Raw genomic sequence first — 25,849 nt, forward strand, 5'->3', positions numbered from 1 at the left:
GACGGGGTCAGGGTAGCGGCTCGGGGATACTTGACCCCATGGCTTACGACGATCTTCGCTCCCTGCTCAGGGCACTGGAACGCGAGGGAGACCTCAAGCGGATCAAGGCCGAGGTCGACCCGTATCTGGAGGTCGGGGAGATCGTCGACCGGGTGCAGAAGGCGGGCGGCCCCGCGCTGCTCTTCGAGAACGTCCGCGGGTCGGCCATGCCGCTCGCCATGAACGTCTTCGGGACCGACCGCCGACTGCTGAAGGCCCTGGGCCTGAAGTCGTACGGCGACATCTCCGACAAGATCGGCGGGCTGCTCCGTCCCGAGCTGCCGCAGGGCTTCGTGGGTGTGCGCGAGGCCTTCGGGAAGCTCGGCGCGATGACCCACGTGCCGCCGAAGAAGGTGAAGTCGGGGGACGCCCCGGTCCAGGAGGTCGTCCTCACCGGCGACGACGTGGACCTCGACCGGCTGCCCGCCCTCTTCACCTGGCCCAAGGACGGCGGGTCCTTCTTCAACCTGGGGCTCACCCACACCAAGGACCCGGAGACCGGGATCCGCAACCTCGGGCTCTACCGGCTCCAGCGCCACGACAAGCGCACGATCGGCATGCACTGGCAGATCCACAAGGACAGCCGCAACCACTACCAGGTCGCCGCGCGGCGAGGTGAGCGCCTGCCGGTCGCCATCGCCTTCGGCTGCCCGCCCGCCGTCACCTACGCCTCCACGGCCCCCCTGCCCGGGGACATCGACGAGTACCTCTTCGCCGGGTTCATCGCGGGCAAGCGGATCGAGATGGTGGACTGCAAGACGGTCCCGCTCCAGGTCCCGGCGCAGGCGGAGGTGGTCATCGAGGGCTGGCTGGAGCCGGGCGAGATGCTGCCGGAGGGGCCCTTCGGCGACCACACCGGCTTCTACACCCCGCAGGAGCCGTTCCCGGCGCTGAAGATCGACTGCGTGACCATGCGGAAGCGGCCGCTGCTCCAGTCGATCGTCGTGGGCCGCCCCCCGACGGAGGACGGACCGCTGGGCCGCGCCACGGAACGCTTCTTCCTCCCGCTGCTGAAGATCATCGTCCCGGACATCGTGGACTACCACCTGCCCGAGGCGGGCGGCTTCCACAACTGCGCGATCGTCTCGATCGACAAGAAGTACCCGAAGCACGCGCAGAAGGTGATGCACGCGGTCTGGGGGGCACACATGATGTCGCTGACCAAACTGATCGTGGTCGTCGACGCCGACTGCGACGTGCACGACCTGCACGAGGTCGCCTGGCGGGCGCTGGGCAACACGGACTACTCCCGTGACCTCTCGGTCGTCGAGGGCCCGGTCGACCACCTCGACCACGCCTCCTACCAGCAGTTCTGGGGCGGCAAGGCGGGCATCGACGCGACGAAGAAGTGGCCCGAGGAGGGCTACACCCGGGACGGCGGCTGGCCGGACATGGTGGAGTCCGACCCCGAGACGGCGGCGAAGGTCGACCGCCGGTGGAAGGAGTACGGCCTGTGAGCCCCATCGCGGTGGGCGGCCCGGCCCTGTTCATCGGCACCGACACCGACTACGTGGCGCTGGTGCGTCCCGCGCTGGACCCGGCCGACCCGGGTGTCCGGCTGGCCGCCGAACAGGCGGGCGTCACACCGGAGGAGCTCGCAGGGCCCGGTGACACCTGGGCGGTCCTCTTCGAGCGGGACGGCGACGGCGACGGCTTCGAGCTGCCCGGTGTGCGCGACACGGAACCCGCCGACTTCGCGGAGCGGCTGCGCGCGGAACTCACCGCGGCGGACGGTCCGTTCACGGTCGACGGCGGAGCGGCACTGCGGCTGGACGCCCGCCCGGCCGGCGCGGACTCATACGCCTTCACGGCACACGTCACCCCGCCCGACGACACCGGGACCACGCTGACCGTGGAGACCGGGCCGCTGCCCGCCGCCGCACTCCTGACCGACCTCGACGCCTTCCTCGGGAGCCTCGCATGATGACCACCGCCGACGGGGTCGTGGGCCCGGGCCCGGCGCCGCAGCCGACCGGGAAGGTGAAGGGCTTCCTGCGCCTCGTGATGATCGAGCACTCGGTCTTCGCGCTGCCCTTCGCGTACATCGCCGCGCTGACCGCGATGTACGAGTGGGACAAGAACATCCACTGGGGGCGGCTGCTCCTGGTGACGATCTGCATGGTCGGCCTGCGCACCTTCGCGATGGCGGTCAACCGGATCATCGACCGCGAGATCGACGCGCGGAACCCCCGGACCGCACAGCGCGAGCTGGTCACCGGGGCGATGTCGGTGAAGCACGCCTGGACCGGGGCGCTGGTCGCGGTCGTCGTCTTCCTCGGCTCGGCGGCGCTGCTGAACCCGCTGTGCCTGGCCCTGGCCCCCGTCGCGGTGATCCCGATGGTGGTCTACCCGTACGGCAAACGGTTCACGAACTTCCCCCAGGCCATCCTCGGTCTCGCCCAGGCGATGGGCCCGGTCGGCGGCTGGCTCGCCATCACCGGGTCCTGGTCCTGGGACGCGGTCATCCTCGGCCTCGCGGTCGGCATCTGGATCGGCGGGTTCGACCTGATCTACGCCTGCCAGGACGTGGAGACGGACCGGGAGATCGGCGTCATGTCGGTGCCGGCGCGCTTCGGCATCCCGGCGGCGATCCGGGGCGCGCGGGTCTGCCACGCCCTGACGACGGCCCTCCTCGTCTGGTACGCCGTCGCCACGGACGCGGGTGGCTTCTTCTGGGTGGGGCTGATGATCGTCGCGGGCGCCTTCGTCTACGAGCACTCGATCGTGCGGCCGCACGACCTGTCCCGGCTGAACCGGGCGTTCTTCAGCGTGAACGGGTTCATCGGGATCGCCCTGTTCGTGTGTGCGCTGCTGGATCTGCTGGTGCGGGGGCTGACGGTCTGAGCCCGGGTCCGCAGGTTCATTGCGGGCTGCGAGTCGTGGGGGGTGCTCGCGCAGTTCCCCGCGCCCCTAGGTGGGGACAGGTCCCCGGCGTTTGAAGGCGAACGCCGTCGCCACCCCCGCCACCAGTCCCAGCAGGTGTGCTTGCCAGCTCACGCCCGACTGGATCGGTAGCAGGCCCACCACGATCGACGTGCCCCAGACCGCGGCGACCAGGAGGCCCACCAGCACGCCCAGGGGGCGGCGCTCCACGAAGCCCGTCACCACCAGGTAGCCGAACAGGCCGAAGATCAGGCCCGACGCGCCCGCCGTGTTGGTGTGCGCCGGGGCTATGAGCCAGACGCCCAGGCCGTCGGCGACGATGATCAGGGCGCAGACGGCGGCGAAACGACGGATACCGCCCAGCGCCGCGAGGAAGCCCATGACCAGCAGCGGGACGCTGTTCGCCGCCACGTGGGCGAAGCCGAAGTGGATGAAGGCGGCCGGGACGACGTCGACCAGCTCGGACGTGGTGCGGGGGGTGATGCCGAGGCCGTCGAGGGCGTGGCCGCTCGCCACGTCCACCACTTCCAGGAGCCACAGCAGCGCGACCCAGCCCACCATCAGCTTGGCCGCGGCCTTCGCACGGTCACCGCGCGACCACTCGAGTTCTCCGCCTGTCATGGCAAACCCCCATCCCCTCATACGAACGCCCCGACCCCCTTGGCCGGTTCCCACCCTGCGACGCCGGATAGGCTCGGGGGTGTGAACCCAGTCAAGCCAGGAGAGACGCGGCGTACGCCTTGGATCGTAGGGGTGTCCGGCGCCTCCGGCACCCCGTATGCCGCGTCCGTGCTGCGCGCGCTGCTCGCCGCCGGGGAGAGCGTAGACCTGGTGGTCTCGCGGGCCTCGCGGCTCACCCTCCTCGACGAGACGGGGATCTCCTTCCGGGACGCGCACTGGCGCGAGGACCTGCGGGAATGGCTGGGCCGGGGGGCCGACGGCAAGCCGGCTTTCGACGTCGACACCGACGCCGTGCGGTACTGGCCCGCCGGGGACCTGGCCGCGGGGCCGTCCTCGGGGTCGTATCCGAGCAAGGGGATGCTGATCGTCCCCGCCTCCACGGCCTGCGTCGCCGGAGTCGCCCTCGGCCTCTCCAAGGACCTGCTCCAGCGGGCCGCGAGCGTCACGCTGAAGGAGCGGCGGCCGCTGGTCGTGGCCGTACGGGAGACTCCCCTGAACGGGCAGACCCTCCGGCACCTCGTCGCGCTCGACGACGCCGGCGCGAGCGTGGTCCCGGCCTCGCCGGGCTTCTACGCGGGCGCCACCCACATCCAGGACCTGGTGGACTTCGTCGCCGGGCGGGTGCTGGACGCGGCGGGCGTGGAGCACGACCTGTACCGGCGCTGGCAGGGGGAACTGGGCGGCGGCACATCGGGTCAGTAGGACAAGTGGCAGTACCGGCAGTACCTCTCATCACTTCAGGCACTTTTCAGCGGAAGGCTTCGATCCCATGGACGCGGTGGACAGGCAGCTCATCCAGGCCCTGAGGGAGAACGGCCGGGCCTCCTACGCGGAGCTGGGGCGCCTCGTCGGTCTGTCGGGACCCAGCGTCACCGACCGCATCAACCGGCTGGAGGCGGCCGGTGTCATCACCGGTTACCGCGCCACCGTCGACGCCGCCTCGCTCGGCCTCGGCGTGACCGCGCTGATCGGTATCTCGCTGTCCGACGCGGTGGACCACGAGGACGTGGCGCGCCGGCTCAGGGACCTCACCGAGATCGAGGACTGCTGGTTCATCGCGGGCGACGACTCGTACATGCTGAAGGTCCGGGCGCCGGACGTCGACGGCCTGGAGAAGATCATCCGGCGGCTGTCCGGGACCGAGGGGGTCTCCCGGACCCGTACCACGATCGTGCTCTCCACGAAGTGGGAGAACCGGGTCGGCGAACTGCCCGAAGAGGCGTAGACGTACGGTGGGACAGGTTGTCGGAGAAAGGTGTGGGCATGGACGTCGGGCTCAAGCGCGAGCTGGAGGAGAAGGTCAGGGCCGGTGAGCGGCTGACCCGTGAGGACGGCATCGCGCTGTACGAGTCGGACGACCTGGCCTGGCTCGGTGGCCTCGCGCACGAGGTGCGGACGCGGAAGAACGGCGACGTCGTCCACTTCAACGTCAACCGCCACCTCAACATGACCAACGTGTGCACGGCGTCCTGCGCCTACTGCTCCTTCCAGCGCAAGCCGGGCGAGAAGGACGCGTACACGATGCGCATCGAGGAGGCGGTCAAGCTCGCCAAGGCGATGGAGGGCGAGAACCTCACCGAGCTGCACATCGTCAACGGCCTGCACCCGAACCTGCCGTGGCGTTACTACCCGAGGTCGCTGCGCGAGCTGAAGGCGGCGCTTCCGGGCGTCTCCCTGAAGGCCTTCACGGCGACGGAGATCCACCACTTCGAGACGATCAGCGGTCTGTCGGCGTCCGAGATCCTGGACGAACTGATCGACGCGGGCCTGGAGTCGTTGACCGGCGGTGGCGCGGAGATCTTCGACTGGGAGGTCCGCCAGCACATCGTGGACCACCGCACGCACTGGGAGGACTGGTCCCGGATCCACCGCCTGGCGCACGAGAAGGGTCTGAAGACCCCGAGCACCATGCTGTACGGCCACATCGAGGAGCCCCGCCACCGCGTGGACCACGTCCTGCGCCTGCGTGAGCTCCAGGACGAGACCGGCGGCTTCCAGGTCTTCATCCCGCTGCGCTACCAGCACGACTTCGTGGACGTGAAGGACGGCAAGGTCCGCAACAGGTTGCAGGCCCGCACCCAGATGGCGACCGGCGCGGAGGCCCTGAAGACCTTCGCGGTCTCCCGCCTGCTCTTCGACAACGTCCCCCACGTCAAGGTCTTCTGGGTCATGCACGGCGTCCAGACCGCCCAGCTCGCCCTCCAGCACGGCGCGGACGACATGGACGGCTCGGTGGTCGAGTACAAGATCACCCACGACGCCGACAACTACGGCACCCCGAACAAGCTCACCCGCGAGGACCTCCTGGACCTCATCCGCGACGCGGGCTTCCGCCCGGTGGAGCGCAACACCCGCTACGAGATCATCCGCGAGTACGACGGCCCCGACCCGGCCCGCCGGGAGGCCCCCCAGCCGATGCGCCTCTGAGCACCCGGCCACCGGCCACCAGGCGCACGGGCAACTCCGCACCCAGCCCCCACCGACCGGATCGTTCACCGCCCCTACCTACGGGTCCGTGAACGCCGCCAGGGGCGCGGGGAACTGCGCGCCCAGCCCCCACCGCCCGCACCCGGGACCGACACCGCACCCCACCCCGAGCCTCCGTTCACCCCCCACCCCCACGGGTACTCGGCCACCATGGTGAGCGCCAACGCACCTGAGGACGCCTACACAGCCGAACCCTTCCTCCCGGACCGCGGCGGCCTCCCAGCTCTGCGCCGGGCCGCCGCCGACTGCCGTGGCTGCCCCCTGCACAGGGATGCCACCCAGACCGTCTTCGGCACCGGAAACCCCCACGCGCGCGTGATGCTCGTGGGGGAGCAGCCCGGTGATCAGGAGGACCGGCAGGGGAAGCCGTTCGTCGGCCCCGCGGGCAAGCTGCTCGACCGGGCGCTCGCGGAGGCCGGGATCGAACCGGCGGACGCCTACGTCACTAACGCGGTGAAGCACTTCAAGTTCACCCAGGCCGAGCCGAAGAAGCGCCGGATCCACAAGGCGCCGAGCCTCCGCGAGATGACGGCCTGCGGACCCTGGCTCGCCAAGGAGCTGGAACTCGTCGAACCCGAGTTGATCGTCGTGCTCGGCGCCACCGCGGGCAAGGCGCTGCTCGGGTCGTCGTTCCGGGTGACGCAGGTGCGCGGGACCGTGCTGGAGGAGGAGATCCACGGCAGACGGGAGCGGCTCGTACCGACCGTGCATCCCTCGGCCGTGCTGCGGGCCGAGGACAGGGAGGCGGCGTACCGGGGCCTGGTCGCGGACCTGGAGGTGGCGGCCCAAGCGCTCGGGTGACGCAGGTGACGTACGTGACGCCGGAACCCACTTGAGGCGAGGGAGACGTAATGTCTAGCCTCGCCCCATGCCCCTTACCTTCACCCTCGACCCGGCCGTCACCCCCACCCTCCGCGACGGAATCCTCGACCTGTGGACGGACGTCTCGAACGCCGGCGGAGCCGTCGGCTTCGTCGCCCCGGTGGAGCGGGAGACGATCCGCCCCGAGCTGGTGAAGCACTTCGCGGGCATGGCGGAGGGGCGGACGCGGCTGCTCGTGGGACACGACGAGGACGGACGGGTCGCCGCCACCGCCTTCTTCAGCTTCAACACGCACCGCCTGATGACCCACTGGGTGTGGCTGTACACGGTGATGGTCCACCCCCGCCACCAGGGCCGGGGCTACGGCCGCGACCTCCTCGCGGCGGCCGCCGACGAGGCCCGCGCCTTCGACGGCATCGAGGCGATACGGCTGACCTGCCGCGGCGGCCTCGGCCTGGAGCGTTTCTACGGCTCCTGCGGTTACAAGGAGGTCGGCCGCATACCCGACGCCATCCGGGTCGCGCCGGGTGACGACCGGGACGACGTGATCATGCTCCTGCCGCTGGGCTGACCCCCTTCGACGACCGGGGCGCCCGGCGTGCTTCACTGGACAGTGCCCCTTTGGGGGGTTCAGGCCGTTCGATACGGATACGGAAGAGTGGATTGACATGCTCCGCTACACGCTGATGCGCCTCGGGATCTTCGTGGGCTGCCTCGTGGTCGTCTGGGGCCTCGTCTACTCCGGCCTCGCCCCGCGCGGCCTGGGCGACTCCAACGGCATGTGGATCGTCCTGCTCTCCCTGCTGCTCTCGGCCCCCATCAGCTTCGTGGTTCTGCGCAAGGAGCGCGACCGCGCCTCCATCCAGGTCGCCCAGCGGGTCGACCGCATGAAGACCAACCTGGAGGCCAATCGCAGCCAGGAGGACGAGGCGGTCGACGAGGCGAGCCGTACCCAGGGCCAGGCCCCGCAGACCTCCTGAGCCCTCCTGGGCCCAACGCCCCCGCCGCCGTGCCCGCGTGACCGTACGCTTTGGGCATGGGTGTCGTGAAGAGCAAGCGGATGCCGCGTGCCGTGCGGGAGCAGCAGATGCTGGACGCCGCCGTGGAGATCTTCGGGCGGCGCGGGTACATGGCCGCCTCGATGGACGAGATCGCCGAACTCGCGGGTGTGTCCAAGCCGTTGGTCTACCTGTACCTGAACTCCAAGGAAGACCTCTTCACCGCGTGCATCCGCCGGGAGGCGGCCGCGCTCACCGAGGCCGTGCGGACGGGCGTGCGGACCGACCTGCCCGCCGACCGTCAGCTGTGGGACGGGCTGCTGGCGTTCTTCACGCACACCTCGCAGAACCCGCCCGCCTGGTCCGTGCTGCACCTCCAGGCCCGTATCCACGGTGAGGCGTTCGCCGCCGAGGTCACCGCGATGCGCGAGGAGATCGTCGCTTTCGTGACCCATCTGATCGTGGTCGCGGCCCGCGAGGCCCACCGGGATCCGGACCTGCCGGAGCGTGAGGTCGCCGGTCTGGCCGAGGCGCTCGTGGGCGCCGCCGAGTCCCTCGCCGCCTGGGCCAACGCGACCCCGGGCGTGACGGCGAGGCAGTCCGCGGCGACCCTGATGAACTTCGCGTGGGCCGGACTCGGCAACCTCATGGAGGGCCGGCCGTGGACCCTCAAGGACACGCCGTCCGGGAGTGCCCCGCTCCAGGTCAGCTAGCGGGGCCTGCCGCGGCGGGCCCGGTCAGCGGGTACACGCCCCCGGTCACGTGCACGCGCTCGCCGTCGCACAGCTCGAACCGCTCCCCGTCCGCCGCGTACGTCACCGTCCCCGGCAGCAGCACCGGGGCCCTGAACTCGGCCCGCACCAGCGCCGCTTGAGGTGTGCCGTGCGCGGCCAGACAGCGGGCAGCCGTCCACATGCCGTGCGCGATGGCCCTCTTGAACCCGAAGAGGCGGGCCGTGAGCGGGTACAGGTGGATCGGGTTGCGGTCGCCGGACGCGGCGGCGTAACGCCGTCCGACGTCCCCGGCCAGCCGCCACTCGTCGACCCCGGGCAGCGGTCCGTGTTTCTCCGGCTCCCGGCTCCTGTCCCGCTCCCCGCCGGTCTCGTTCGTCCGGTGCCGGGCCAGGTACGTGCTCACCGACTCCCATACGACGTCCTCGCCCACCCGCAGCTCGGTGACGACCGAGACCTCCGTGCCGCGCCGGTGCGGTGCCAACCCGTCGACGTACACGGTGAGTTCGTACGCGCCGGAGGCGGCCAGCTCCCGGTACCGGGTGATCTCGATCGACGTGTGCACCAGCCCGAGCAACGGCAGCGGGAAGTCGCGCCCGCTCATCAGGCTCATGGCCAGGGGGAAGCCCAGCACGTGCGGGTACGTCACCGGCAGCGCGTCCTCCCCGGTCGGGAACCCGCACACCCGCTCGTAGGCGGCCAGTCGCGCGAGGTCCACTCGCAGCCGGGGCAGCACGAGACGGGTCCGGGGGAAGTCCGCGGTGGCCGAGGGCCGTTTGAAGGGGGAGCGCAGGGCGCCCGCGGCCAGGAGGGGGAGGAGGGCGGGGGACCGGGTGAGAACGGTCCGGGGGGCGCCGTGGGACCGCTCGGCCCGTGTGTCGTCGGAGTACATCCGCCCTACGCCCCCAACAGGCTCTGGCCGCACACCCGCACGACCTGCCCGTTCACCGCGCCGGAGGCCGGATGGGCCAGCCATGCCGTGGTCTCGGCCACGTCGACGGGCAGGCCGCCCTGTCCGAGGGAGTTCATGCGCCGGCCCGCCTCCCGGATGAACAGCGGGATCGCCGCCGTCATCCTCGTCTCGATGAATCCCGGGGCGACGGCGTTCACCGTGACCCCGTGCCCGGCCAGCGCCCGGGGCGCCAGGGAGCGCACCAGTCCGACGACTCCGGCCTTGCTGGCGCCGTAGTTCGTCTGACCGGCGTTCCCGGCGAGCCCCGCGATGGAGGCGGTGGCGACGATCCGCCCGCCCCGCCGCAGCGTGCCCGTCTCCAGCAGGGCGTCCGTCGTGCGCAGCACGCTCGCCAGGTTCACTTCCAGCACCGAACTCCAGCGCTCGGCGGGCATGTTGGCCAGTCGCCGGTCCCGGGTGATGCCCGCGTTGTGGACCAGCACGTCCAGCCCGTCCGGCAGCGCCTCGGCGATCCGCGCGCCCGCGTCCGGGGCCGTGATGTCCAGCGCGAGCGCGCTGCCCCCGAGCCGAGCGGCGAGCTGCTCGGCATCCGCCGACGCCCCCGGCACATCGAGGACGACCACCCGCGCCCCGTCCCTCGCCAGCGTCTCGGCGACCGCCGCGCCGATGCCTCGCGCACCGCCGGTCACCAGGGCCGTCCGCCCGGCGAGCGGGAGGTCCCGGTCGTAGTCGGCCTCCTGCGGCTGCCCGACCTCGATCACCTGGCCGCTGACGTAGGCCGACCTGGGGGAGAGCAGGAACCGCAGGGTCGACTCGGCGGCGGACGCGTCGGTCAGCCGTACGAGGTTGACCGTCCTGCCCCGCCCGATCTCCTTGCCGAGCGAGCGGGTGAACCCTTCCAGCGCCTGCTGGGCGGCGGCCTGGTGGTGGTCGGCGGGGTCGAGCGGCGCGCCCAGGACGACGACCCGCCCGCTCGTGGCGACCGACCGCACCACCGGGTGCAGTGCCGCGTGCACCTCGGCGAGTCCTTCGACGTCCCGGACACCGGTGGCGTCGAGGAGGACCGCGGCGGGCGCGTCCGACGGGGCGGGGAGCTCCAGGGCGGAGAGCTGGGACTTCCCGGCCGTGAGGTGCAGCACCCCGCCCGCGAACTCCGGGGACTCCGACGACCACCGGCGCAGCACGGCCGGCTGCGGGAGGCCGAGGCGGCGGGTGAGGAACCGACCCGGCGCGGTACCGGTGAAGCTCAGATAGCGGTCGGCCATGTCCATCTCCCGGGTCGGTCGCAGATTCCTTACTCTGGAGTAAGGTTACCGTAGGTAAGTCGATTTTCGAGGTGAGGAGCTGGTGGAGATGAGCCCCCTGAAGCCGCCGGTGGCCCGACGCGTGGCGGTCGTCGCCGGGAGCCGCGTCCCCTTCGCCCGCTCCGACGGCCCGTACGCCACCGCCTCGAACCAGGAGATGCTCACCGCGGCCCTCGACGCCCTCGTGGAGCGCCACGGGCTCCAGGAGCCGGGCGCCGTCGGGGAGTTCGTGGCCGGTGCCGTCCTCAAGCACGCCCGCGACTTCAACCTCGCCCGCGAGACGGTCCTCGGCTCGAAGCTGGACCCGCGCACCCCGGCGTACGACATCCAGCAGGCCTGCGGGACCGGACTCCAGGCCGTCATCGCCGCCGCCAACAAGATCACCCTCGGCCAGACCGAGTCAGCCGTCGCGGGCGGCGCCGACACCGCGAGCGACGCGCCCCTCGGCGTCAACGACGCCCTGCGCCGCATCCTGCTGGAGGCCCGGCGCGCGAAGTCGGCCGGCGCCCGCCTCAAGGCGCTCGCACGCATCCGCCCCACCCACCTCGTGCCCGACATCCCGCGCAACGCCGAACCCCGCACCGGTCTGTCGATGGGCGAGCACGCCGCCGTCACCGCCCGCGCCTGGGGCGTGAGCCGCCAGGCCCAGGACGAGCTGGCGGCGACGAGTCACCAGCGGCTGGCGGCGGCCTACGAGCGGGGCTTCTTCGAGGAACTGGTGGTCCCCTTCCGGGGGCTGGCCCGCGACCAGAACCTCCGCCCCGACTCGACGGCCGCCAAACTCGCCGCGCTCAAGCCGGTGTTCGGCCTCAAGGGCCCCGAACCGACCATGACGGCCGGGAACTCGACCCCGCTGACCGACGGCGCGGCTCTCGTCCTGCTCGCGTCGGAGGAGTGGGCGAAGGCGCGCGGCCTCGAAGTGCTGGCCTACCTCACGGCCTACGAGACGGCGGCCGTGGACTTCGTCCAGGGAGATGTCGCGCACGGTGAGGACGGGCTGCTCATGGCCCCGGCCCACGCCGTCCCGCGCATGCTGGAGCGGGCCGGGCTCGGCATGGAGGACTTCGACCTGGTCGAGATCCACGAGGCCTTCGCCTCCCAGGTCCTGGCGACCCTCGCGGCCTGGGAGAAGCGGGGCCTGGCCCCGGTGGACCGGGCCCGGCTCAACGTCACCGGGTCCTCCCTCGCCACCGGGCACCCCTTCGCCGCGACCGGCGCGCGGATCGTGGCCACGCTCGCGAAGCTGCTGGCCGAGCGGGAGGGGCCGGGCCGCGGACTGATCTCGGTGTGCGCGGCGGGCGGACAGGGGGTGACGGCGATCCTGGAGCGGCCGTAGGGATAGCTGACAAACTCTCACTTTGCGGTCGAGGTTGCACAGTCCTGGCTCCGGACCATCAACGAACCCGCACAGACTCGCCACTTGAGCCACTTAGGATCACCGTCCTACCCCTGGTAACCCTTCCCGGCGCACTCGCGGGTGAACGCCCCGGTACGTCCTCTGCGTACCTCATGCAGCGGAGCGGTACCGAGCTGCACGTCCCAGGAGCTGACCATGTCCCTCTCGTACGTGTCCGGCCACGACTACGACGGCGCACCCGTGCTCGTGGAACCAGAGATCGTGCGGCTGGACGGTGAGGTCCGTGAGGTGTCGGTGCCGCCGCTGGTCCCGCCGGTGACCCACGGCTCGCTCGCCGACCTGCCGTTCGACAACGCGGAGGCGGCGCCGGAGCAGCGGGTGATGAGCCGCCGTACCGAGGACGGCCGCTGGGTCGACCTCACGGCGGCCGAGTTCGCCCGGCAGGTGCTGGCCGTGGCCAAGGGGCTGATCTCCGAGGGCCTGATGCCGGGCGACCGGGTCGCGATCATGGCCCGCACGACCTACGAGTGGACGCTCCTGGACTTCGCCGCCTGGGCCGCGGGCCTGGTGACGGTCCCCGTCTACCCCACGTCCTCCGTCTTCCAGACCCGGTTCATCCTCCAGGACTCCGGCGCGGTCGCCCTGGTCACGGAGACGGCCGCGCAGGCCGCCGCCCTGGGCCCCGAGCTCAGCCGGCTGCCCGACCTGCGCCACATGTGGATCATGGAGAAGGGGCACGTGGAGCGCCTGGGCGAGCTCGGCCAGGCCGTCCCGGACCAGGAGATCGGTGTACGGCGGGGCATGCTGGGGCCGGGCACGGTCGCCACCGTCGTCTACACCTCCGGCACCACAGGGCGCCCCAAGGGCTGTGTGCTCAGCCACGGCAACTTCCTCGCCGAGATCGACAACGCGATCGAGCTCCTCTACCCGGTCTTCAAGTCGAAGTCGGACGACACTGACCTGGCGACCCTTCTCTTCCTGCCCATCTCGCACGTCTTCGGCCGCATGGTCGCCGTCGCCTGCGTACGCGCCCGCGTCCGCCTCGGCCACGCGCCGAGCCTCCAGGCCGAGGACCTGCTGGCCGACCTGGCCAGCTTCAAACCGACCTTCCTCCTCGTGATCCCGTACATGTTGGAGAAGGTCTTCAACAACGCCCGCGCCAAGGCGGAGAGCGGCGGCCGGGTCACCGTCTTCGACCGCGCGACCAACGTCGCCGTGCGCTACGGCGAGGCGACGGAGGCCCGCCAGGCGGGCACCGGCTCCGGCCCGGGCGCGGCCCTGAAGGCGGCCCGCACCTTCTACGACCCGCTGGTGTACCGCCGTATCCGCAACGCCATGGGCGGCCGGATCCGGCACATCATCTCGGGCGGCTCCCCGCTCGGCCGCCGTCTCGCCGCCTTCTACGCGGGCGCGGGCATGGAGATCTACGAGGGCTACGGCCTGACGGAGTCGACGGGGGCCGCCACCTGCACCCCGCCGCTGAAGCCCCGCCTGGGCACGGTCGGCTGGCCCCTCCCGGGCACCCGGATCCGCATCGCGGCCGACGGCGAGATCCTGCTGAACGGCGGGCAGGTGTTCCGCGGCTACTGGGACCCGTTCGGCGAGGGGGTGGCCCCCGCCTCGGCCGACGGCTGGTTCCCGACCGGTGACATCGGGCAGCTGGACGACGAGGGCTATCTGACGATCACGGGCCGCAAGAAGGAGATCCTGATCACCGCAGGCGGCAAGAACGTCGCCCCGGCCCCGCTGGAGAACTGGCTGCGCTCCCACCCGCTGATCTCGCAGTGCATGGTCCTCGGCGACCGCCGCCCCTACATCTCCGCGCTGATCAGCCTCGACATGGACGGCGTCCACCACTGGCGCCAGATGAACGGCAAGCACCCCGTGCCCGCCGAACTCCTCGTCAACGACGAGGAGTTGAGGCAGGTCCTGCAACGCGCGGTGGACGAGGCGAACAAGATGGTCTCCCGACCCGAGTCCATCCGCCGCTTCACCGTCCTGCCGACCGACCTCACGGAGGCGGCCGGCCACCTGACCCCGTCGATGAAGCTGCGCCGGGAGGCGGTCATGCGGGACTTCGCGGGGGAGATCGAGAAGCTCTACGAGCGCTGAGCGCAGTGCGGGGGCGGCCTCGCCCGGGTGCTGCTGATGTTCCGCGGGACGGCGCGAGTCCGCCGCCGGTGGCCCCGGCACCGGGGTCCACCCGGCAGCAGACGGCCGCGCACGGCCCCGACCGGCAGAACCCGGCCGTCCGTCAGGGCATGCCCAAACGCTGGCGGTAGGACGGGAGAGGGCCGGCGTTCGCCAGGACCGCGGCGCAGATGGAGTTGGCGGCGCAGGCCCGGCCGGGGTGGCGGGGCGGCAGCAGGGTGTTGTCGGTGAAGGTCAGGCGGTGGGGGTTGCCGCATCCTTCCTCCGGGTTCTGCTCGTTGGCCGGGGGCCAGGCTCCGGGGAAGTCCCGCCGTGCGACCCATTCGGGTACGGCGTCGTCCCAGAAGTTGCCGCGGTAGCGCACGTTCTGGACGGGTCGGTCGCCCCATTCCTCGCTGCAACCGCCGATGGAGGCCACGTAGTCGTAGACCGTGTTGCCGTCCACGGTGGCCCAGTTGGTGCTGTCGTCGGTGTAGATCCCGACCTTCCAGTCGCCGTGTTCGCTGTCGGTGACGGCGTTGCCGCTGATGACGGCCCCGTCTGCGAAGGAGGTGCCCTGTTCGCCGCGCAGGTAGATGCCGCCTCCGTCCTCGAGGAGCTGGTTCGTCGCGAAGACGCGGTTGTCGAGGATGCGGTTGCGGCGCATGATGCCCCGCAGGTCGTCGCCGGGCCCGGACAGGATGCCGGAGTAGGGCACGTCGTTGACCTGGTTGTGCGCGATGGTGGTCTGCTGGGTCGCGGTGTCCCAGATACCGGAGGCCGCGTGGTACTCGGCGCCGACGTGGTGAATCCAGTTGTTGGTGATCCGGTTGCCGCGGTTGGTCCCCTTCTGGTCGGGCGGGACCACCCCCATCAGGATGCCGCCGTCGGAGACATCGCTGATGACGTTGCCGTCGACGACGTTGTGCGAGCTGTTCTCGGACAACTCCAGCGCCTGGGCGCCCAGGTGGGTGAACCGGTTGCCCTCGAAGGTGATCCGCTCGGCCGTGCGGAAGGCGACCGTGCCGGGCACCGTGAGCAGTGCCGCGTCATCGCCCTTCCCGGGCCTCAGGTACATGCTCCACGCGGAGGGGAACCCGGCGGGTTCGCTGGGCGCCAGCCAGGTGGCGTACGCGAATGTCAGGCCGCGGAAAGCGATGTCGTGGAGCGGACGGCCGGGGCGGCCGGTGCCGGTGACCAGGTTCTCCAGGACCGGGGCGACCACCTGGGCCCGGCGCATGTCCTCCCCGGGCCGAGGGAGGTAGAGCACCTCGTGGTGCCCGGGCCGGGAGCGGTCGAGGTACCAGCTGCCGGGCCTGCCCGCGAAGCTGGGGGAGTTCTCCACACTGCTCGGGGCTTCGAGCAACTCCGTTCCCCCGTAAAGCTGTTGGGCCAGAGTCCAGCACGGCTGGTCCATGGTGATGGTCGTCCGGCGGGCGTTCCCGGAGACCGACGCGACTCCGCAGCGGCCCTCGAGATAACCGGCTCGGTAGACGAACTCGATGTCGCCGGGGTTCCGCCAGGTTCGAGGGACGGCACTGGTGGTGACGTAACCGGTCCTGGTCGCCTGCAACGCGCCCGGAAAACCGACGCCGTCGCGTGTGAGGCGTGTGGCGCGCCGGTCGTCGACGTAGAGCTGACGGGTCTCAAGGCCGCCCACGTCCGCGCGCCAGAAGCCCCTGAGCCGTTGGTCCGGCCGCCACTGGGAGATCCGACGGCCGCCACTGATCGTCACCCGCTCCTGTCGCGGTGTCCCGTGGCCGTACGCCTGGTAGATCACCCGGTGCCCGCTCCGGCCGGAGTCCCCCGCGGCCTCCGACAGGCGCAGCGGCGCCTTGAGGCGGTACGTCCCACCGCGCAGGTTCACCACCAGGTCCGACGTCATCCGCGGCACCCGGGCGCGTACGGCCTGTTGAGCGCGGGCGGGTGTGGCGAACGGCCGGTCCAGGGTGCCGGGCCAGGAGTCTTTGCCCCAGGGGGCGACGTACAACTGTGCGGGAGCCGTCGCCGGAACCGGTAAGGCCGCCGCCGCAGACGGTACGGCGGCCACCGAGAGCCCGATCGCCATCGCCGCCCGCGTCGCGACGCCTGTCCTTGTCCGTGTACGGAACATCGCCATGCTGCCTCCTCGATGTACGGAGTTCCACCGTGGGGCAGCACGACAGGGTACGCAGTCGTCCTGAGGTAGCCGCGTCGTCGACCAAAGTCGCAGTCGCCGGCCCCCAGTCGGTGCAGCGGCCAAGGGGACTTGGAGAGGTCCTGACTACAACCATGCCGCTCCACCGTGAGTCTTCTCCCCGCCGGACTCAGATCACCGCAGGAGACTCATGTTCACCCGAAGCACCTTCCGCCTGGCACTGGCCACGGCCACGGCCGTGTCCCTGACCGGCGGACTGCTCACCCTCAGTGTGAGCACCGCGAGCGCGGCCACCCCGGCGAAGTACGCCGACGACTTCAACGGGGACGGCTACCGCGACTACGCCGTCGCCGGCCTCGGCGGTGAGGTCACCGTGACGTACGGGACGGCCACCGGCGTCGGCTCGACCACCAAGACGTTCACCCAGTCCAGCGCGGGCATCCCGGGCACCGCCGGTGACGCGGGCGGCTACGCGGACGCGTTCGGCGAGGACGTCGCCACCGCCGACCTCAACCGCGACGGCTACGCCGACCTCGCCGTCGCCGACTTCACCGAGAAGGTGAGCGGCAAGGTGAGCTCCGGCGCGGTCACCGTCCTGTGGGGCAGGAAGACCGGCCTCACCGGTACCGACGCCACCCGTCTCAAGGTCACCGCCCGCTCCCACCAGGGCTTCGGGAAGGCGATCGAGACCGGCGACTTCGACGGCGACGGCAAGGCCGACCTGGCCGTCGCCGACGCCTTCAAGTCCGTCTACGTCTACCGCGGCGGCTTCGCCAAGTCCGGTACGACGGGCAAGGTCACCAAGCACACCCGCGACGCCACCTTCGAGACCACCGGCCTGGTCGCCGGCAAGGTCACCAAGGACAAGGCGACCGATCTCTACCTCCTCGGCCAGGGCTACCACAGCGACAAGATGACGCAGGACGCGTGGTTCCTGCGGGGCGGCTCCACCATCAAGCCCGGCAAGGCCACCGTCATCAACAGCTCGACCCCGGACTACAGCCCCACCGGTGTCGTCGCCGACTTCGACAAGAACGGCTACGGCGACCTCGCGGTCAGCGACACCCGCCACAACAACAAGGCGGGCTCGGTGGTCGTCTGGCGCGGCGGCAGCACCGGCCCGACGACGAAGTACCGGCTCACGCAGTCCACCGCGGGCGTGACCTCGGCCGCCACGGCACGCGACTACTTCGGCTCGTCCCTCTCCGCCGGGGACACCAACCGCGACGGCTACCCGGACCTGGCGGTCGGCGTGCCCTACGAGACGGTCAGCTCGGTCGACGACGCGGGCGGCGTCCACGTCCTGCGCGGCGGCAGGTCCGGCCTGACCGGCCAGAACTCCCAGTGGTTCTCCCGCGCGACGGCCGGCGTCCCCGGGAACCCCGCCCAGTACGAGAACTTCGGCTCCCTCGTCCGCCTGCGCGACATCGACCGCGACGGCGACCAGGACCTGCTGGTGTCGAGCGACTACTACGGCCCGGGGGTGCTGCTTCCCGGCACGGGTTCCGCCATCACAGCGACCGGCGCCCGGGAGCTGAACGTGGTGGCCGCGTTCCCGCAGTAGGGGAGAGGAAGGCCGACCAGGCCGTGGGGGAGAGGGCGAGGTGAGGGCCGGTGGGGTGCTTGGAGTCGCGGAGGTGGATGGTGTCGGGGGTGACGGCGACTTCCAGGCACTGGCCGCCCTCGCCGTCGCTGTAGCTCGACTTGAACCAGGTCAACTTCTCTATGGTCATCGCTCTTCCAGCATCTTCTCGATCAAGTCCAGGGACTCGTACGGGTTGAGGGCCTGAGCTCGGATGATCCCATAGCGGGCAGCGAGGACGCGCACCTCTTCTCGGTCGGTGATCAGGCGTGGATATCCCTGGATCTCCATGTACGCGACCTGCTCCTTCCCCTTGGGGATGAGCAGCGTGAACGAACCGCCCAGGCTGGGGTGTTCGACCCGAGTAGTCGGCATCACCTGAAGCTGGACGTTCCGCATACGCCCGAGGTCCAGCAGCCGTCGCAACTGACCCGCGTGCACCGAGGGGCCGCCGATCGGCCGTTCCAGCACGGCCTGTTCGAGGACGAAGCTGCATTCCGGCGGCGGCCACTTCTCGAAGAGCTGCTGGCGGGAGAGCCGGTCGGCGACACGCTTCTCGATGGTCTCCTCGTCGAGCGGTGGGTGCCGTTGCGTGAACACGGCCCGGGCGTAGTCCTCCGTCTGGAGCAGGCCCAGTACGCCCATGGTGCTGTAGTCATAGAGCGACACCGCCTCCGCCTCCAGCCCCGCGTAGTTGCGGTACCACTCCGGATGCCGGGTCCGAGACTTCGCCATCGCCTCCTCGACCTCCGGGACGACCTCCTTCAACAGACCCCCCGCGTCGAGCAGTTCGTCCGCCTTCAGCAGGACCTCGGGCCGGAGTGTCCGTACGCCCCGCTCCATCGCCGAGACCGCGTCGGGGCCGTACCCCACCAGCTCCCCGAACTCCTTCTGTGTGAGCCCCTTCCGCTCACGCAGCAGCTTCACCATCTTGCCCAGCGCGACGAACAGCCCCGCCGTGCCGTCCGCCTCCGCAGGCGTCTCCGGCCTCCGCTCACCCACGCGCCCCACCTCTCCCACGCGACAACCCGTACACCGAACCCACCGCACCCGTACAGCTACTCAGCGTCGCCAAGTCGCTCCTGGTCAGCGTAGATTCAACCCAGCACGCTGAGGCACGTGAACGCCGAAATCTCCACCCCCACCGACGAACTGACCCAGCGTCTGTCGGCCACCCCGCGAGGTGCCCGCCTGGCCCGCAGGCTCACCGCCACGCAGCTCGCACAGTGGGGTCATCCCCACGACAGCGAGGTGAACGACACCGTGCAGCACCTCGTCGCCGAGCTCGCCGCCAACGCGGTGACCCACGGCCGCGTCCCCGGAAGGGACTTCGAGCTGCGCCTCTTGCTGCTGCCGGGGAACACGCTGCGTATCGAGGTGAGCGACCCGCGAGGCGACCGCCGGCTCAGGTTCGTCCGGGACGAGGACGGCGAACACGGCCGCGGCCTGATCCTCGTCACCCTCCTCGCCGACACCTGGGGCGTCGCGGAGCGGGACGTCGGCAAGACGGTGTGGGCCGAGATCGGGCTCGGGTGATCACGCCGAGGAGAAGTGCTCCGAAGCACTCCGACTGCGTGAGCAGCGGGGCGAGGGGAAAGAAATGGTGACGGTCCGGCGTGGGGCACATGACGAGGCAGGCTGGGCCGACCTCTTCGATCGGTACGGCCTCGACCTGCCCCGGCAGCGGTGCCACCTCTCCGTCGTCGATCTGGTCGGGAGAAGTACGAAAGTCGGCAGTGATGGGGAGAGTATGCGTGAGCGGCGACTTCACGGATGTTTCGGAACGGCGATGGGGCTTGCTCTCGCGGTGCTCGCTGCCATGCTTCTCGATAGAGCGCTGAGTGCCTGCGACGCCGGCGTCAACAGTGCGGCGAACAGTACCTTCCTTGTCGTTCTTTTCATCCCGTCCCTGTGGGGCCTTCTGACCCTGAGTTGGGTGATGGTGGGAGCTCTTTTGGGGAAACTACCCCTCCTCCATGCCCTTGCTCTCATGGTGGTGCTCCCCGCTCTGTGCTGGTGTGCTGTCTCCTTCTTCTGGAGCGGCGCCACGTACGCATGCCCCAGTGGCGTACCACCGTGGTGGCCGGGGTTCGTCCCCGCTCCCGGATTCTGAGCTGAGCTCGGTGGAACCTTCGCGTGGTGTGGCCGGGGACCGAGTGCCTGTAGCAGCCCCTGCCTGGCGGGACACCCTCGACGTCCTCCACACCCCTTGACTTCTCAAGACCCCCGCGCGACGTTCCGGACCTCTTCGTCCATACCGACCGCGGGGGGACCCGACCATGAGCGTGACGCGAAGACATCTGCTGGCCGCCGGAGCCGGGGCGGCCGTCGCCGCCGGGGTTCAACGGGGCGCGAGTGCCGCGGACCTGCCACCCCTCGGCACGTACGACGTCGTCGTCATCGGTTCCGGCGCCGCCGGCATGACCGCCGCGCTCACCGCCGCCAGGCAGGGCCTCACCGCCGTGGTGCTGGAGAAGGCGCCCACGTTCGGCGGGTCCGCCGCCCGGTCCGGGGCCGGGATCTGGATCCCCAACAACCCCGTCATCCTGGCCGCCGGTGTCCCCGACGCCCCCGCCAAGGCGGCCGCCTACCTCGCCGCCGTGGTCGGGGCGGACGTCCCCGCCGCCCGGCAGCGGGCCTTCCTCACCCACGGCCCGGCGATGATCTCCTTCGTCCTGGCCAACAGCCCGCTCCGCTTCCGCTGGATGGAGGGCTACAGCGACTACTACCCCGAGCTCCCGGGCGGCCTCCCGAACGGCCGCTCCATCGAGCCCGACCAGCTCGACGGCAAGCTGCTCGGCGCCGAACTCGCCCACCTGAACCCGCCGTACCTCGAAGTCCCCGCCGGACTGGTCGTGTTCAGCGCCGACTACAAGTGGCTCGCCCTGGCCGCCGTGAGCGCCAAGGGGGCCGCCGTCGCCGCCGAGTGCCTGGCGCGGGGCACGAAGGCGGCCCTGCTCGGGCAGACCCCGCTCACCATGGGACAGTCGCTGGCCGCCGGGCTGAGGAAGGGCCTCCTGGACGCGAACGTGCCCGTCCGGCTCAACACCCCCCTCACCGAGCTCTACGTCGAGAACGGCACCGTCGCCGGAGCGGTCACCCCCGCCGGCCTCTTCCGTGCCCGCCGGGGCGTGATCGTCGGGTCCGGAGGCTTCGAGCACAACGCGGCGATGCGGGCCCAGTACCAGCGACAGCCCATCGGCACCGGGTGGACCGTGGGCGCGAGGGAGAACACGGGGGACGGCATCCGGGCCGGGCAGCGACTCGGCGCCGCCGTCGCGTTGATGGACGACGCCTGGTGGGGCCCGGCCGTCCCGCTCCCCGACGAGCCGTACTTCTGCCTCGCCGAACGCACCCTCCCCGGCGGCCTCGTCGTCAACGCGGCCGGCCGGCGGTTCGTCAACGAGGCCGCCCCTTACAGCGATGTCGTCCACGTCATGTACGACCGCGACCCGACCGACCCCGACATCCCGTCCTGGCTGATCGTCGACCAGAACTACCGCAACCGGTACCTCTTCAAGGACATCGCCCCGACCTTCGTCCTCCCCGACGACTGGTACCGCTCAGGCGCCGCCCACAAGGCCTGGACGCTCGACGCCCTCGCCGGGTCCATCGGCGTCCCGGCCGCCGCCCTCCGCGCCACCGTCGACCGCTTCAACTCCCTCGCCCTGAAAGGCGACGACACGGACTTCGGACGCGGTGACAGCGCCTACGACCACTACTACACGGACCCGTCCGTCCTCCCGAACTCCTGCCTGGCCCCGCTCTGGCTGCCCCCGTACTACGCCTTCCGGCTCGTCCCGGGAGACCTCGGGACCAAGGGCGGCCTGGTGACCGACGCCCGCGCCCGCGTCCTGCGGCCCGACGGCTCGGTCGTCCCCGGCCTGTACGCCGCCGGGAACGCCAGCGCGGCCGTGATGGGCCACAGTTACGCGGGCGCGGGCTCGACGATCGGCCCCGCGATGACCTTCGGGTACATCGCGGCCCGGGATCTCGCCGGGGTGCTCTAGTCGCGGCGGACGATCAGGGCGGCCTGCCGGGTCGACTCGTTGGCGTGGGGTTCGCGCACCGTTCGGGACACTGGCGCGAACCCGGCCGCCGTGAGCAGCTCGCCCATGTGATCCGGCTGCCGCCGCAGGAAGTCCAGCGTCACCGGGTGCCCCCAGGGATTCTCGTGGCGGCGGGGCTCGTCACCGATCTGGAACGCCAGGAGCAGATGTCCGCCGGGGGCCAGGACCCGCCTGAACTCGGCGAACAGAGCGGGGAGTTCGTCCACAGGGGTGTGGATGGAGGAGTACCAGGACACCACGCCCGCGAGCGAACCGTCGGGCAGGTCGAGCTCCAGCATCGAGCCCTGCTCGAACCGCAGCCCCGGGTTCTCCCGGCGGGCGATCGCCAGCATCGACTCCGACAGGTCGAGCCCGAAGACGGACAGTCCCAGGGAGGCGAGGTGGGCGGTGACCCGGCCGGGTCCGCAGCCCAGGTCGGCGACGGGTTTACCCGGTCCGACCAGGTCGGCGAACGCGGCGAACACCGCCCGGTCCAGCGGCTTGCCGGTGATCTCGTCCGGGAAGCGCTCGGCGTAGTCCTCGGCGACGGCGTCGTAGAAGGTGCGGGTGGCGGTCACGAAATCGGTCATGGGTGGGGACGGTAGTGGGTGGGTGCGGGTGTGTGGGGGCTGGTCGCGCAGTTCCCCGCGCCCCTGGCTGGGTCACGCCAGACCCAGTCCGCGCAGTACCGCTGTTGTCGCAGCCGCCCCGAGCACCACCACCACGAACGGCGCCCTCCGCCACGCCAGCGCGGCTCCCGTCAGGACCCCGGCCGGGCGGGCCCAGCCCGCGAAGCCGCCGCCCTCCGTCAGTGCCCCCGTCGCCAGCAGGGCCACCAGCAGGACGATCGCGCCCGCCGACAGCAACTCCCGCATGCGGTCCGGCAGTTCCACCCGCCCGTGCAGCACCGGCCCGACCAGCCGGAAGGCGTACGTCCCGACCGCCAGCGCCAGGATCATGGCGACCGTCGCGTTCACGCCCGCCTCCTGTCGCCGTGGACGACCAGCCCGGCCAGTGCCAGCAGCACCGGCACCCCCGCCGGGACCGCCGGGGTCACCGCGAGGGCCAGCCCGGCGCCGAGCAGCGCGGACCGCCGTGTCGCGGGGGACTCGCGCAGCGCCGGCAGCACCAGGGCGACGAGCACGGCGGGGAAGGCCGCGTCCAGACCGTAGGTGCCGGTGTCGCCCAGCGCGCCCCCGGCGAGGGCCCCGGCCAGGACGCCGAGGTTCCAGACGGCGAACAGGCCGATCCCGGAGATCCAGAACGCCGCCCGGCGCCGCGCCGGATCCGGCTGGGCGAGAGCGAAGGCCACCGTCTCGTCGGTGACCAGGTGGGCGCCGAGGAGACGGGCGAGCCGGCCCCGGCCGAGGATGTCGGCGACGGCGAGGCTGAAGGCCGCCGTGCGGGTGTTGAGCAGCAGACCGGTGGCCGCCGCGGCGACCGGCCCGCCCCCGGCGAGCAGCACGCCCACCGCGCTGAACTGGGCGGAGCCCGCGTACACGACCAGGGACATCACCACCGGCACCCACACCGGCAGGCCGCCGGTGACGGCGATCGCGCCGAAGGAGACGCCCACGACCCCGCTCGCGAGCCAGACGAGCGCGCTGTCACGGACCAAGGCTGTTCGCTCTGCCGTACGCATGTTCACTACAGTGGACGGTAGGAGTCGTGTTCGTCAAGGCGAACGATCGTACCGATGGAGCGAACAGCATGCCCGAACGCCCCCTGGAGTGGATCGCCGCCGCGCTCCGCCGCGAACGCACCCGCGCCGGTCTCTCCCTGTCCGAGCTGGCCAAGCGCGCCGGAATCGCCAAGTCGACGCTGTCCCAGTTGGAGGCGGCTAGCGGCAACCCGAGCGTGGAGACGCTGTGGGCGCTGGGGGTGGCGCTCGGCGTGCCGTTCAGCGCGCTGGTGGAGCCGCCGGTGTCGTCCGTGCAGGTGGTCAGGGCGGGGCAGGGGCCGACGGTGGCCTCGGAGAAGGCCGACTACGCGGCCACCCTGCTCTCCGCCAGCCCGCCCGGGGCGCGCCGGGACATCTACCACCTGCGGGCCGAACCGGGCGCGGTACGGGAATCGGATCCGCACATTCCGGGCTCCGTGGAGCATCTGATCGTGAGCACGGGGCGGCTGAAGGCCGGGCCGGCCGGGGAGACGGTGGAGCTGGAGCCCGGGGACTACATGGCGTATCGCGGGGATGTGCCGCACTCGTACGAGGCGCTGGTCCCCGGGACGACGTTCGTGCTGGTCATGCAGCACGTCTGACGCTCACGGAAAAGGCAGGAGCCCCGCTGCCGTGCGGCGCGGGGCTCCTTGGGTACTGCATTCAGGTCCGGATCAGAGGCTGGAGCGCCTGTGAGACGGGATCACTATGAGACGAGATCGCTCAGACGGGGGTGACGTTCTCCGCCTGCGGGCCCTTCGGGCCCTGGGTCACGTCGAAGGAGACCTGCTGGTTCTCCTCCAGCGAACGGAAGCCGCTCGCGTTGATCGCGGAGTAGTGGACGAAGACGTCGGGGCCGCCGCCCTCCTGGGCGATGAAGCCAAAGCCCTTTTCGGCGTTGAACCACTTCACGGTTCCGGTAGCCATAAGCCCTCCTTGGGCCCAAAAGGGTTGCCCTGCTCCAGAACCTGCAAGTGTGAAAACAGTGCCGCACAACTGCATTCTTCTGAAAACGACTAGAGCCTGCGGTTACATGCTCCGCAGGCTCTGTACTGCAAGGGAAACCAAACTGCAACTTGCGGCGAGCCTAGCATGTGGGCAGCCGAAAGCAATAGAGGCCAAGATCACGTCACCCGGATGTTTGAAGATCGCAAAGGGGTTGACCCCGGGGCCGGAGTCCGAAGCGTACCCCAAGGGGTCTAGTGTCGCGATGTGGACAATTCTCGCACCCGGCCGCGCGTCGGCCACATCCAGTTCCTGAACTGCCTGCCCCTGTACTGGGGGCTCGCGAGGACGGGCACGCTCCTCGACTTCGAGCTCACGAAGGACACCCCGGAGAAGCTCAGCGAGAAGCTGGTGCAGGGAGATCTCGACATCGGGCCCATCACCCTGGTCGAGTTCCTCAAGAACGCGGACGACCTGGTCGCCTTCCCCGACATCGCCGTCGGCTGCGACGGCCCGGTCATGTCCTGCGTCATCGTCTCGCAGGTCCCGCTGGACGAACTGGACGGAGCGAGGGTGGCCCTCGGGTCGACCTCGCGCACCTCCGTACGCCTCGCCCAACTCCTCCTCGCCGAGCGCTACGGCGTCCGGCCCGACTACTACACCTGCCCGCCCGACCTCAGCCTGATGATGCAGGAGGCGGAGGCGGCCGTACTCATCGGAGACGCGGCGCTGCGGGCGAACCTCCTCGACGGCCCGCGCTTCGGCCTCCAGGTCCACGACCTCGGCTCGCTCTGGAAGGAGTGGACCGGGCTGCCGTTCGTCTTCGCCGTGTGGGCCGCCCGCCGGGACTACCTCGAACGCGAACCGGTCATCACCCGCAAGGTCCACGAGGCCTTCCTCGCCTCCCGGAACCTCTCCCTGGAGGAGGTCGGCAAGGTCGCGGAGCAGGCGGCCCGCTGGGAGGCCTTCGACGAGGAGGTCCTGGAGAAGTACTTCACGACCCTGGACTTCCGCTTCGGCGGCCCGCAGCTCGCGGCGGTCACGGAGTTCGCCCGGCGGGTGGGCCCGACGACGGGTTTCCCCGGGGACGTGAAGGTGGAACTGCTTCAGCCGTAATCTGCATCTGAACCT

The 25,849-nt window shown here is 70.9% G+C and carries 27 protein-coding genes; 17 read left to right on the plus strand and 10 right to left on the minus strand.

Annotation, left to right across the window (positions count from 1 at the left end; genetic code table 11):
* The first annotated feature begins 38 nt into the window (after positions 1-38).
* From ABZ098_RS06225 to mqnP, 3 genes are read left to right on the plus strand one after another with little or no spacing between them, the layout of a single operon-like run.
* The gene (locus ABZ098_RS06225; RefSeq protein ID WP_356587797.1) at positions 39-1,496 is read left to right on the plus strand and encodes a menaquinone biosynthesis decarboxylase; all 1,458 of its coding nucleotides are present in this window, start codon (positions 39-41) and stop codon (positions 1,494-1,496) included.
* Entirely contained in the window at positions 1,493-1,963 is a 471-nt protein-coding gene (locus ABZ098_RS06230) for a hypothetical protein (RefSeq protein ID WP_356587799.1), read from the plus strand. Before ABZ098_RS06225 ends, ABZ098_RS06230 begins: the two co-directional genes overlap by 4 nt.
* Positions 1,960-2,883 (plus strand): menaquinone biosynthesis prenyltransferase MqnP, encoded by a 924-nt coding sequence (gene mqnP / locus ABZ098_RS06235; protein ID WP_356587801.1) that lies wholly within the window; start codon positions 1,960-1,962, stop codon positions 2,881-2,883. Before ABZ098_RS06230 ends, mqnP begins: the two co-directional genes overlap by 4 nt.
* A 66-nt stretch (positions 2,884-2,949) precedes the next feature.
* Here mqnP and ABZ098_RS06240 read toward each other — a convergent pair whose 3' ends face one another.
* A complete protein-coding gene (locus ABZ098_RS06240; RefSeq protein WP_356587803.1) occupies positions 2,950-3,543 on the minus strand; it encodes a rhomboid family intramembrane serine protease in 594 nt (197 codons plus the stop codon).
* Between the two features lie 132 nt (positions 3,544-3,675).
* Between ABZ098_RS06240 and ABZ098_RS06245 the strand changes: the two genes are divergently transcribed.
* The 7 genes from ABZ098_RS06245 (at position 3,676) to ABZ098_RS06275 (ending at position 8,623) form a co-directional block, all read left to right on the plus strand.
* Complete coding sequence (locus tag ABZ098_RS06245) at positions 3,676-4,305, plus strand: UbiX family flavin prenyltransferase (RefSeq protein ID WP_356587805.1); 630 nt, start codon at positions 3,676-3,678, stop codon at positions 4,303-4,305.
* 67 nt (positions 4,306-4,372) lie between these two features.
* Positions 4,373-4,828 carry an Lrp/AsnC family transcriptional regulator gene (locus tag ABZ098_RS06250; RefSeq protein WP_037720768.1) on the plus strand — a complete coding sequence of 152 codons (456 nt, stop codon included), beginning with the start codon at positions 4,373-4,375 and terminating at the stop codon, positions 4,826-4,828.
* Between the two features lie 38 nt (positions 4,829-4,866).
* Positions 4,867-6,030, plus strand: a complete 1,164-nt coding sequence (mqnE, locus tag ABZ098_RS06255; RefSeq protein ID WP_356587807.1) for an aminofutalosine synthase MqnE — start codon at positions 4,867-4,869, stop codon at positions 6,028-6,030.
* A 210-nt stretch (positions 6,031-6,240) separates the two neighbouring features.
* The gene (locus ABZ098_RS06260; protein WP_356587809.1) at positions 6,241-6,891 is read left to right on the plus strand and encodes a UdgX family uracil-DNA binding protein; all 651 of its coding nucleotides are present in this window, start codon (positions 6,241-6,243) and stop codon (positions 6,889-6,891) included.
* A 67-nt stretch (positions 6,892-6,958) separates the two neighbouring features.
* Entirely contained in the window at positions 6,959-7,483 is a 525-nt protein-coding gene (locus ABZ098_RS06265; RefSeq protein WP_356587811.1) for a GNAT family N-acetyltransferase, read from the plus strand.
* Positions 7,484-7,580: 97 nt separating this feature from the next.
* Complete coding sequence (locus ABZ098_RS06270; RefSeq protein ID WP_356587813.1) at positions 7,581-7,892, plus strand: DUF4229 domain-containing protein; 312 nt, start codon at positions 7,581-7,583, stop codon at positions 7,890-7,892.
* A gap of 56 nt (positions 7,893-7,948) precedes the next feature.
* A complete protein-coding gene (locus ABZ098_RS06275; RefSeq protein ID WP_356587815.1) occupies positions 7,949-8,623 on the plus strand; it encodes a TetR/AcrR family transcriptional regulator in 675 nt (224 codons plus the stop codon).
* On the opposite strand, the gene ABZ098_RS06280 is transcribed toward ABZ098_RS06275, so the two are convergent.
* Positions 8,616-9,533 carry a MaoC/PaaZ C-terminal domain-containing protein gene (locus ABZ098_RS06280; protein ID WP_356587817.1) on the minus strand — a complete coding sequence of 306 codons (918 nt, stop codon included), beginning with the start codon at positions 9,531-9,533 and terminating at the stop codon, positions 8,616-8,618. The two genes, ABZ098_RS06275 and ABZ098_RS06280, sit on opposite strands and share 8 nt — an antisense overlap.
* A gap of 5 nt (positions 9,534-9,538) precedes the next feature.
* Positions 9,539-10,819 carry a 3-oxoacyl-ACP reductase gene (locus ABZ098_RS06285; protein WP_356587819.1) on the minus strand — a complete coding sequence of 427 codons (1,281 nt, stop codon included), beginning with the start codon at positions 10,817-10,819 and terminating at the stop codon, positions 9,539-9,541.
* An 88-nt stretch (positions 10,820-10,907) separates the two neighbouring features.
* Here ABZ098_RS06285 and ABZ098_RS06290 point away from each other — a divergent pair, with 88 nt between their 5' ends.
* On the plus strand, positions 10,908-12,194 hold the full coding sequence (locus ABZ098_RS06290) for an acetyl-CoA C-acetyltransferase (RefSeq protein ID WP_356587821.1): 1,287 nt from the start codon (positions 10,908-10,910) through the stop codon (positions 12,192-12,194).
* Between the two features lie 216 nt (positions 12,195-12,410).
* Positions 12,411-14,327, plus strand: coding sequence for an AMP-dependent synthetase/ligase (locus ABZ098_RS06295; RefSeq protein ID WP_356587823.1), 1,917 nt, complete (start codon positions 12,411-12,413; stop codon positions 14,325-14,327).
* A gap of 142 nt (positions 14,328-14,469) precedes the next feature.
* Here the strand turns inward: ABZ098_RS06295 and ABZ098_RS06300 are convergent, their stop codons facing one another.
* Entirely contained in the window at positions 14,470-16,464 is a 1,995-nt protein-coding gene (locus ABZ098_RS06300) for a right-handed parallel beta-helix repeat-containing protein (RefSeq protein ID WP_356587825.1), read from the minus strand.
* A gap of 208 nt (positions 16,465-16,672) precedes the next feature.
* Between ABZ098_RS06300 and ABZ098_RS06305 the strand changes: the two genes are divergently transcribed.
* The gene (locus tag ABZ098_RS06305; RefSeq protein ID WP_356587827.1) at positions 16,673-18,046 is read left to right on the plus strand and encodes an FG-GAP and VCBS repeat-containing protein; all 1,374 of its coding nucleotides are present in this window, start codon (positions 16,673-16,675) and stop codon (positions 18,044-18,046) included.
* Here ABZ098_RS06305 and ABZ098_RS06310 read toward each other — a convergent pair.
* Together ABZ098_RS06310 and ABZ098_RS06315 are read right to left on the minus strand one after the other, a co-directional pair.
* A complete protein-coding gene (locus tag ABZ098_RS06310; RefSeq protein WP_356587829.1) occupies positions 17,994-18,215 on the minus strand; it encodes a DUF397 domain-containing protein in 222 nt (73 codons plus the stop codon). The two genes, ABZ098_RS06305 and ABZ098_RS06310, sit on opposite strands and share 53 nt — an antisense overlap.
* The gene (locus tag ABZ098_RS06315) at positions 18,212-19,066 is read right to left on the minus strand and encodes a helix-turn-helix transcriptional regulator (RefSeq protein ID WP_356587831.1); all 855 of its coding nucleotides are present in this window, start codon (positions 19,064-19,066) and stop codon (positions 18,212-18,214) included. Before ABZ098_RS06315 ends, ABZ098_RS06310 begins: the two co-directional genes overlap by 4 nt.
* Positions 19,067-19,183: 117 nt before the next feature.
* Between ABZ098_RS06315 and ABZ098_RS06320 the strand changes: the two genes are divergently transcribed.
* Together ABZ098_RS06320 and kstD are read left to right on the plus strand one after the other, a co-directional pair.
* Entirely contained in the window at positions 19,184-19,600 is a 417-nt protein-coding gene (locus ABZ098_RS06320; RefSeq protein WP_356587833.1) for an ATP-binding protein, read from the plus strand.
* 743 nt (positions 19,601-20,343) lie between these two features.
* A complete protein-coding gene (gene kstD / locus ABZ098_RS06325) occupies positions 20,344-22,074 on the plus strand; it encodes a 3-oxosteroid 1-dehydrogenase (RefSeq protein WP_356587835.1) in 1,731 nt (576 codons plus the stop codon).
* Here the strand turns inward: kstD and ABZ098_RS06330 are convergent.
* The 3 genes from ABZ098_RS06330 to ABZ098_RS06340 form a co-directional block, all read right to left on the minus strand.
* Positions 22,071-22,703 carry a methyltransferase domain-containing protein gene (locus tag ABZ098_RS06330; RefSeq protein WP_356587837.1) on the minus strand — a complete coding sequence of 211 codons (633 nt, stop codon included), beginning with the start codon at positions 22,701-22,703 and terminating at the stop codon, positions 22,071-22,073. The genes kstD and ABZ098_RS06330 overlap by 4 nt on opposite strands.
* A gap of 72 nt (positions 22,704-22,775) precedes the next feature.
* On the minus strand, positions 22,776-23,090 hold the full coding sequence (locus ABZ098_RS06335) for an AzlD domain-containing protein (protein ID WP_356587839.1): 315 nt from the start codon (positions 23,088-23,090) through the stop codon (positions 22,776-22,778).
* Positions 23,087-23,755: an AzlC family ABC transporter permease gene (locus ABZ098_RS06340; protein ID WP_356587841.1), complete on the minus strand. Its 669-nt coding sequence runs from the start codon at positions 23,753-23,755 to the stop codon at positions 23,087-23,089. Before ABZ098_RS06340 ends, ABZ098_RS06335 begins: the two co-directional genes overlap by 4 nt.
* A gap of 68 nt (positions 23,756-23,823) precedes the next feature.
* Here ABZ098_RS06340 and ABZ098_RS06345 point away from each other — a divergent pair, with 68 nt between their 5' ends.
* Entirely contained in the window at positions 23,824-24,375 is a 552-nt protein-coding gene (locus ABZ098_RS06345; RefSeq protein WP_356587843.1) for an XRE family transcriptional regulator, read from the plus strand.
* Positions 24,376-24,496: 121 nt separating this feature from the next.
* Here ABZ098_RS06345 and ABZ098_RS06350 read toward each other — a convergent pair whose 3' ends face one another.
* The gene (locus tag ABZ098_RS06350; protein WP_003992177.1) at positions 24,497-24,700 is read right to left on the minus strand and encodes a cold-shock protein; all 204 of its coding nucleotides are present in this window, start codon (positions 24,698-24,700) and stop codon (positions 24,497-24,499) included.
* A 285-nt stretch (positions 24,701-24,985) separates the two neighbouring features.
* On the opposite strand from ABZ098_RS06350, the gene ABZ098_RS06355 reads away from it, so the two are divergent.
* Positions 24,986-25,834, plus strand: a complete 849-nt coding sequence (locus ABZ098_RS06355) for a menaquinone biosynthesis protein (RefSeq protein WP_356456039.1) — start codon at positions 24,986-24,988, stop codon at positions 25,832-25,834.
* Positions 25,835-25,849 lie beyond the last annotated feature (15 nt).

The sequence above is a fragment of the Streptomyces sp. NPDC006335 genome, from assembly GCF_040612795.1.
Lineage (GTDB): Bacteria > Actinomycetota > Actinomycetes > Streptomycetales > Streptomycetaceae > Streptomyces.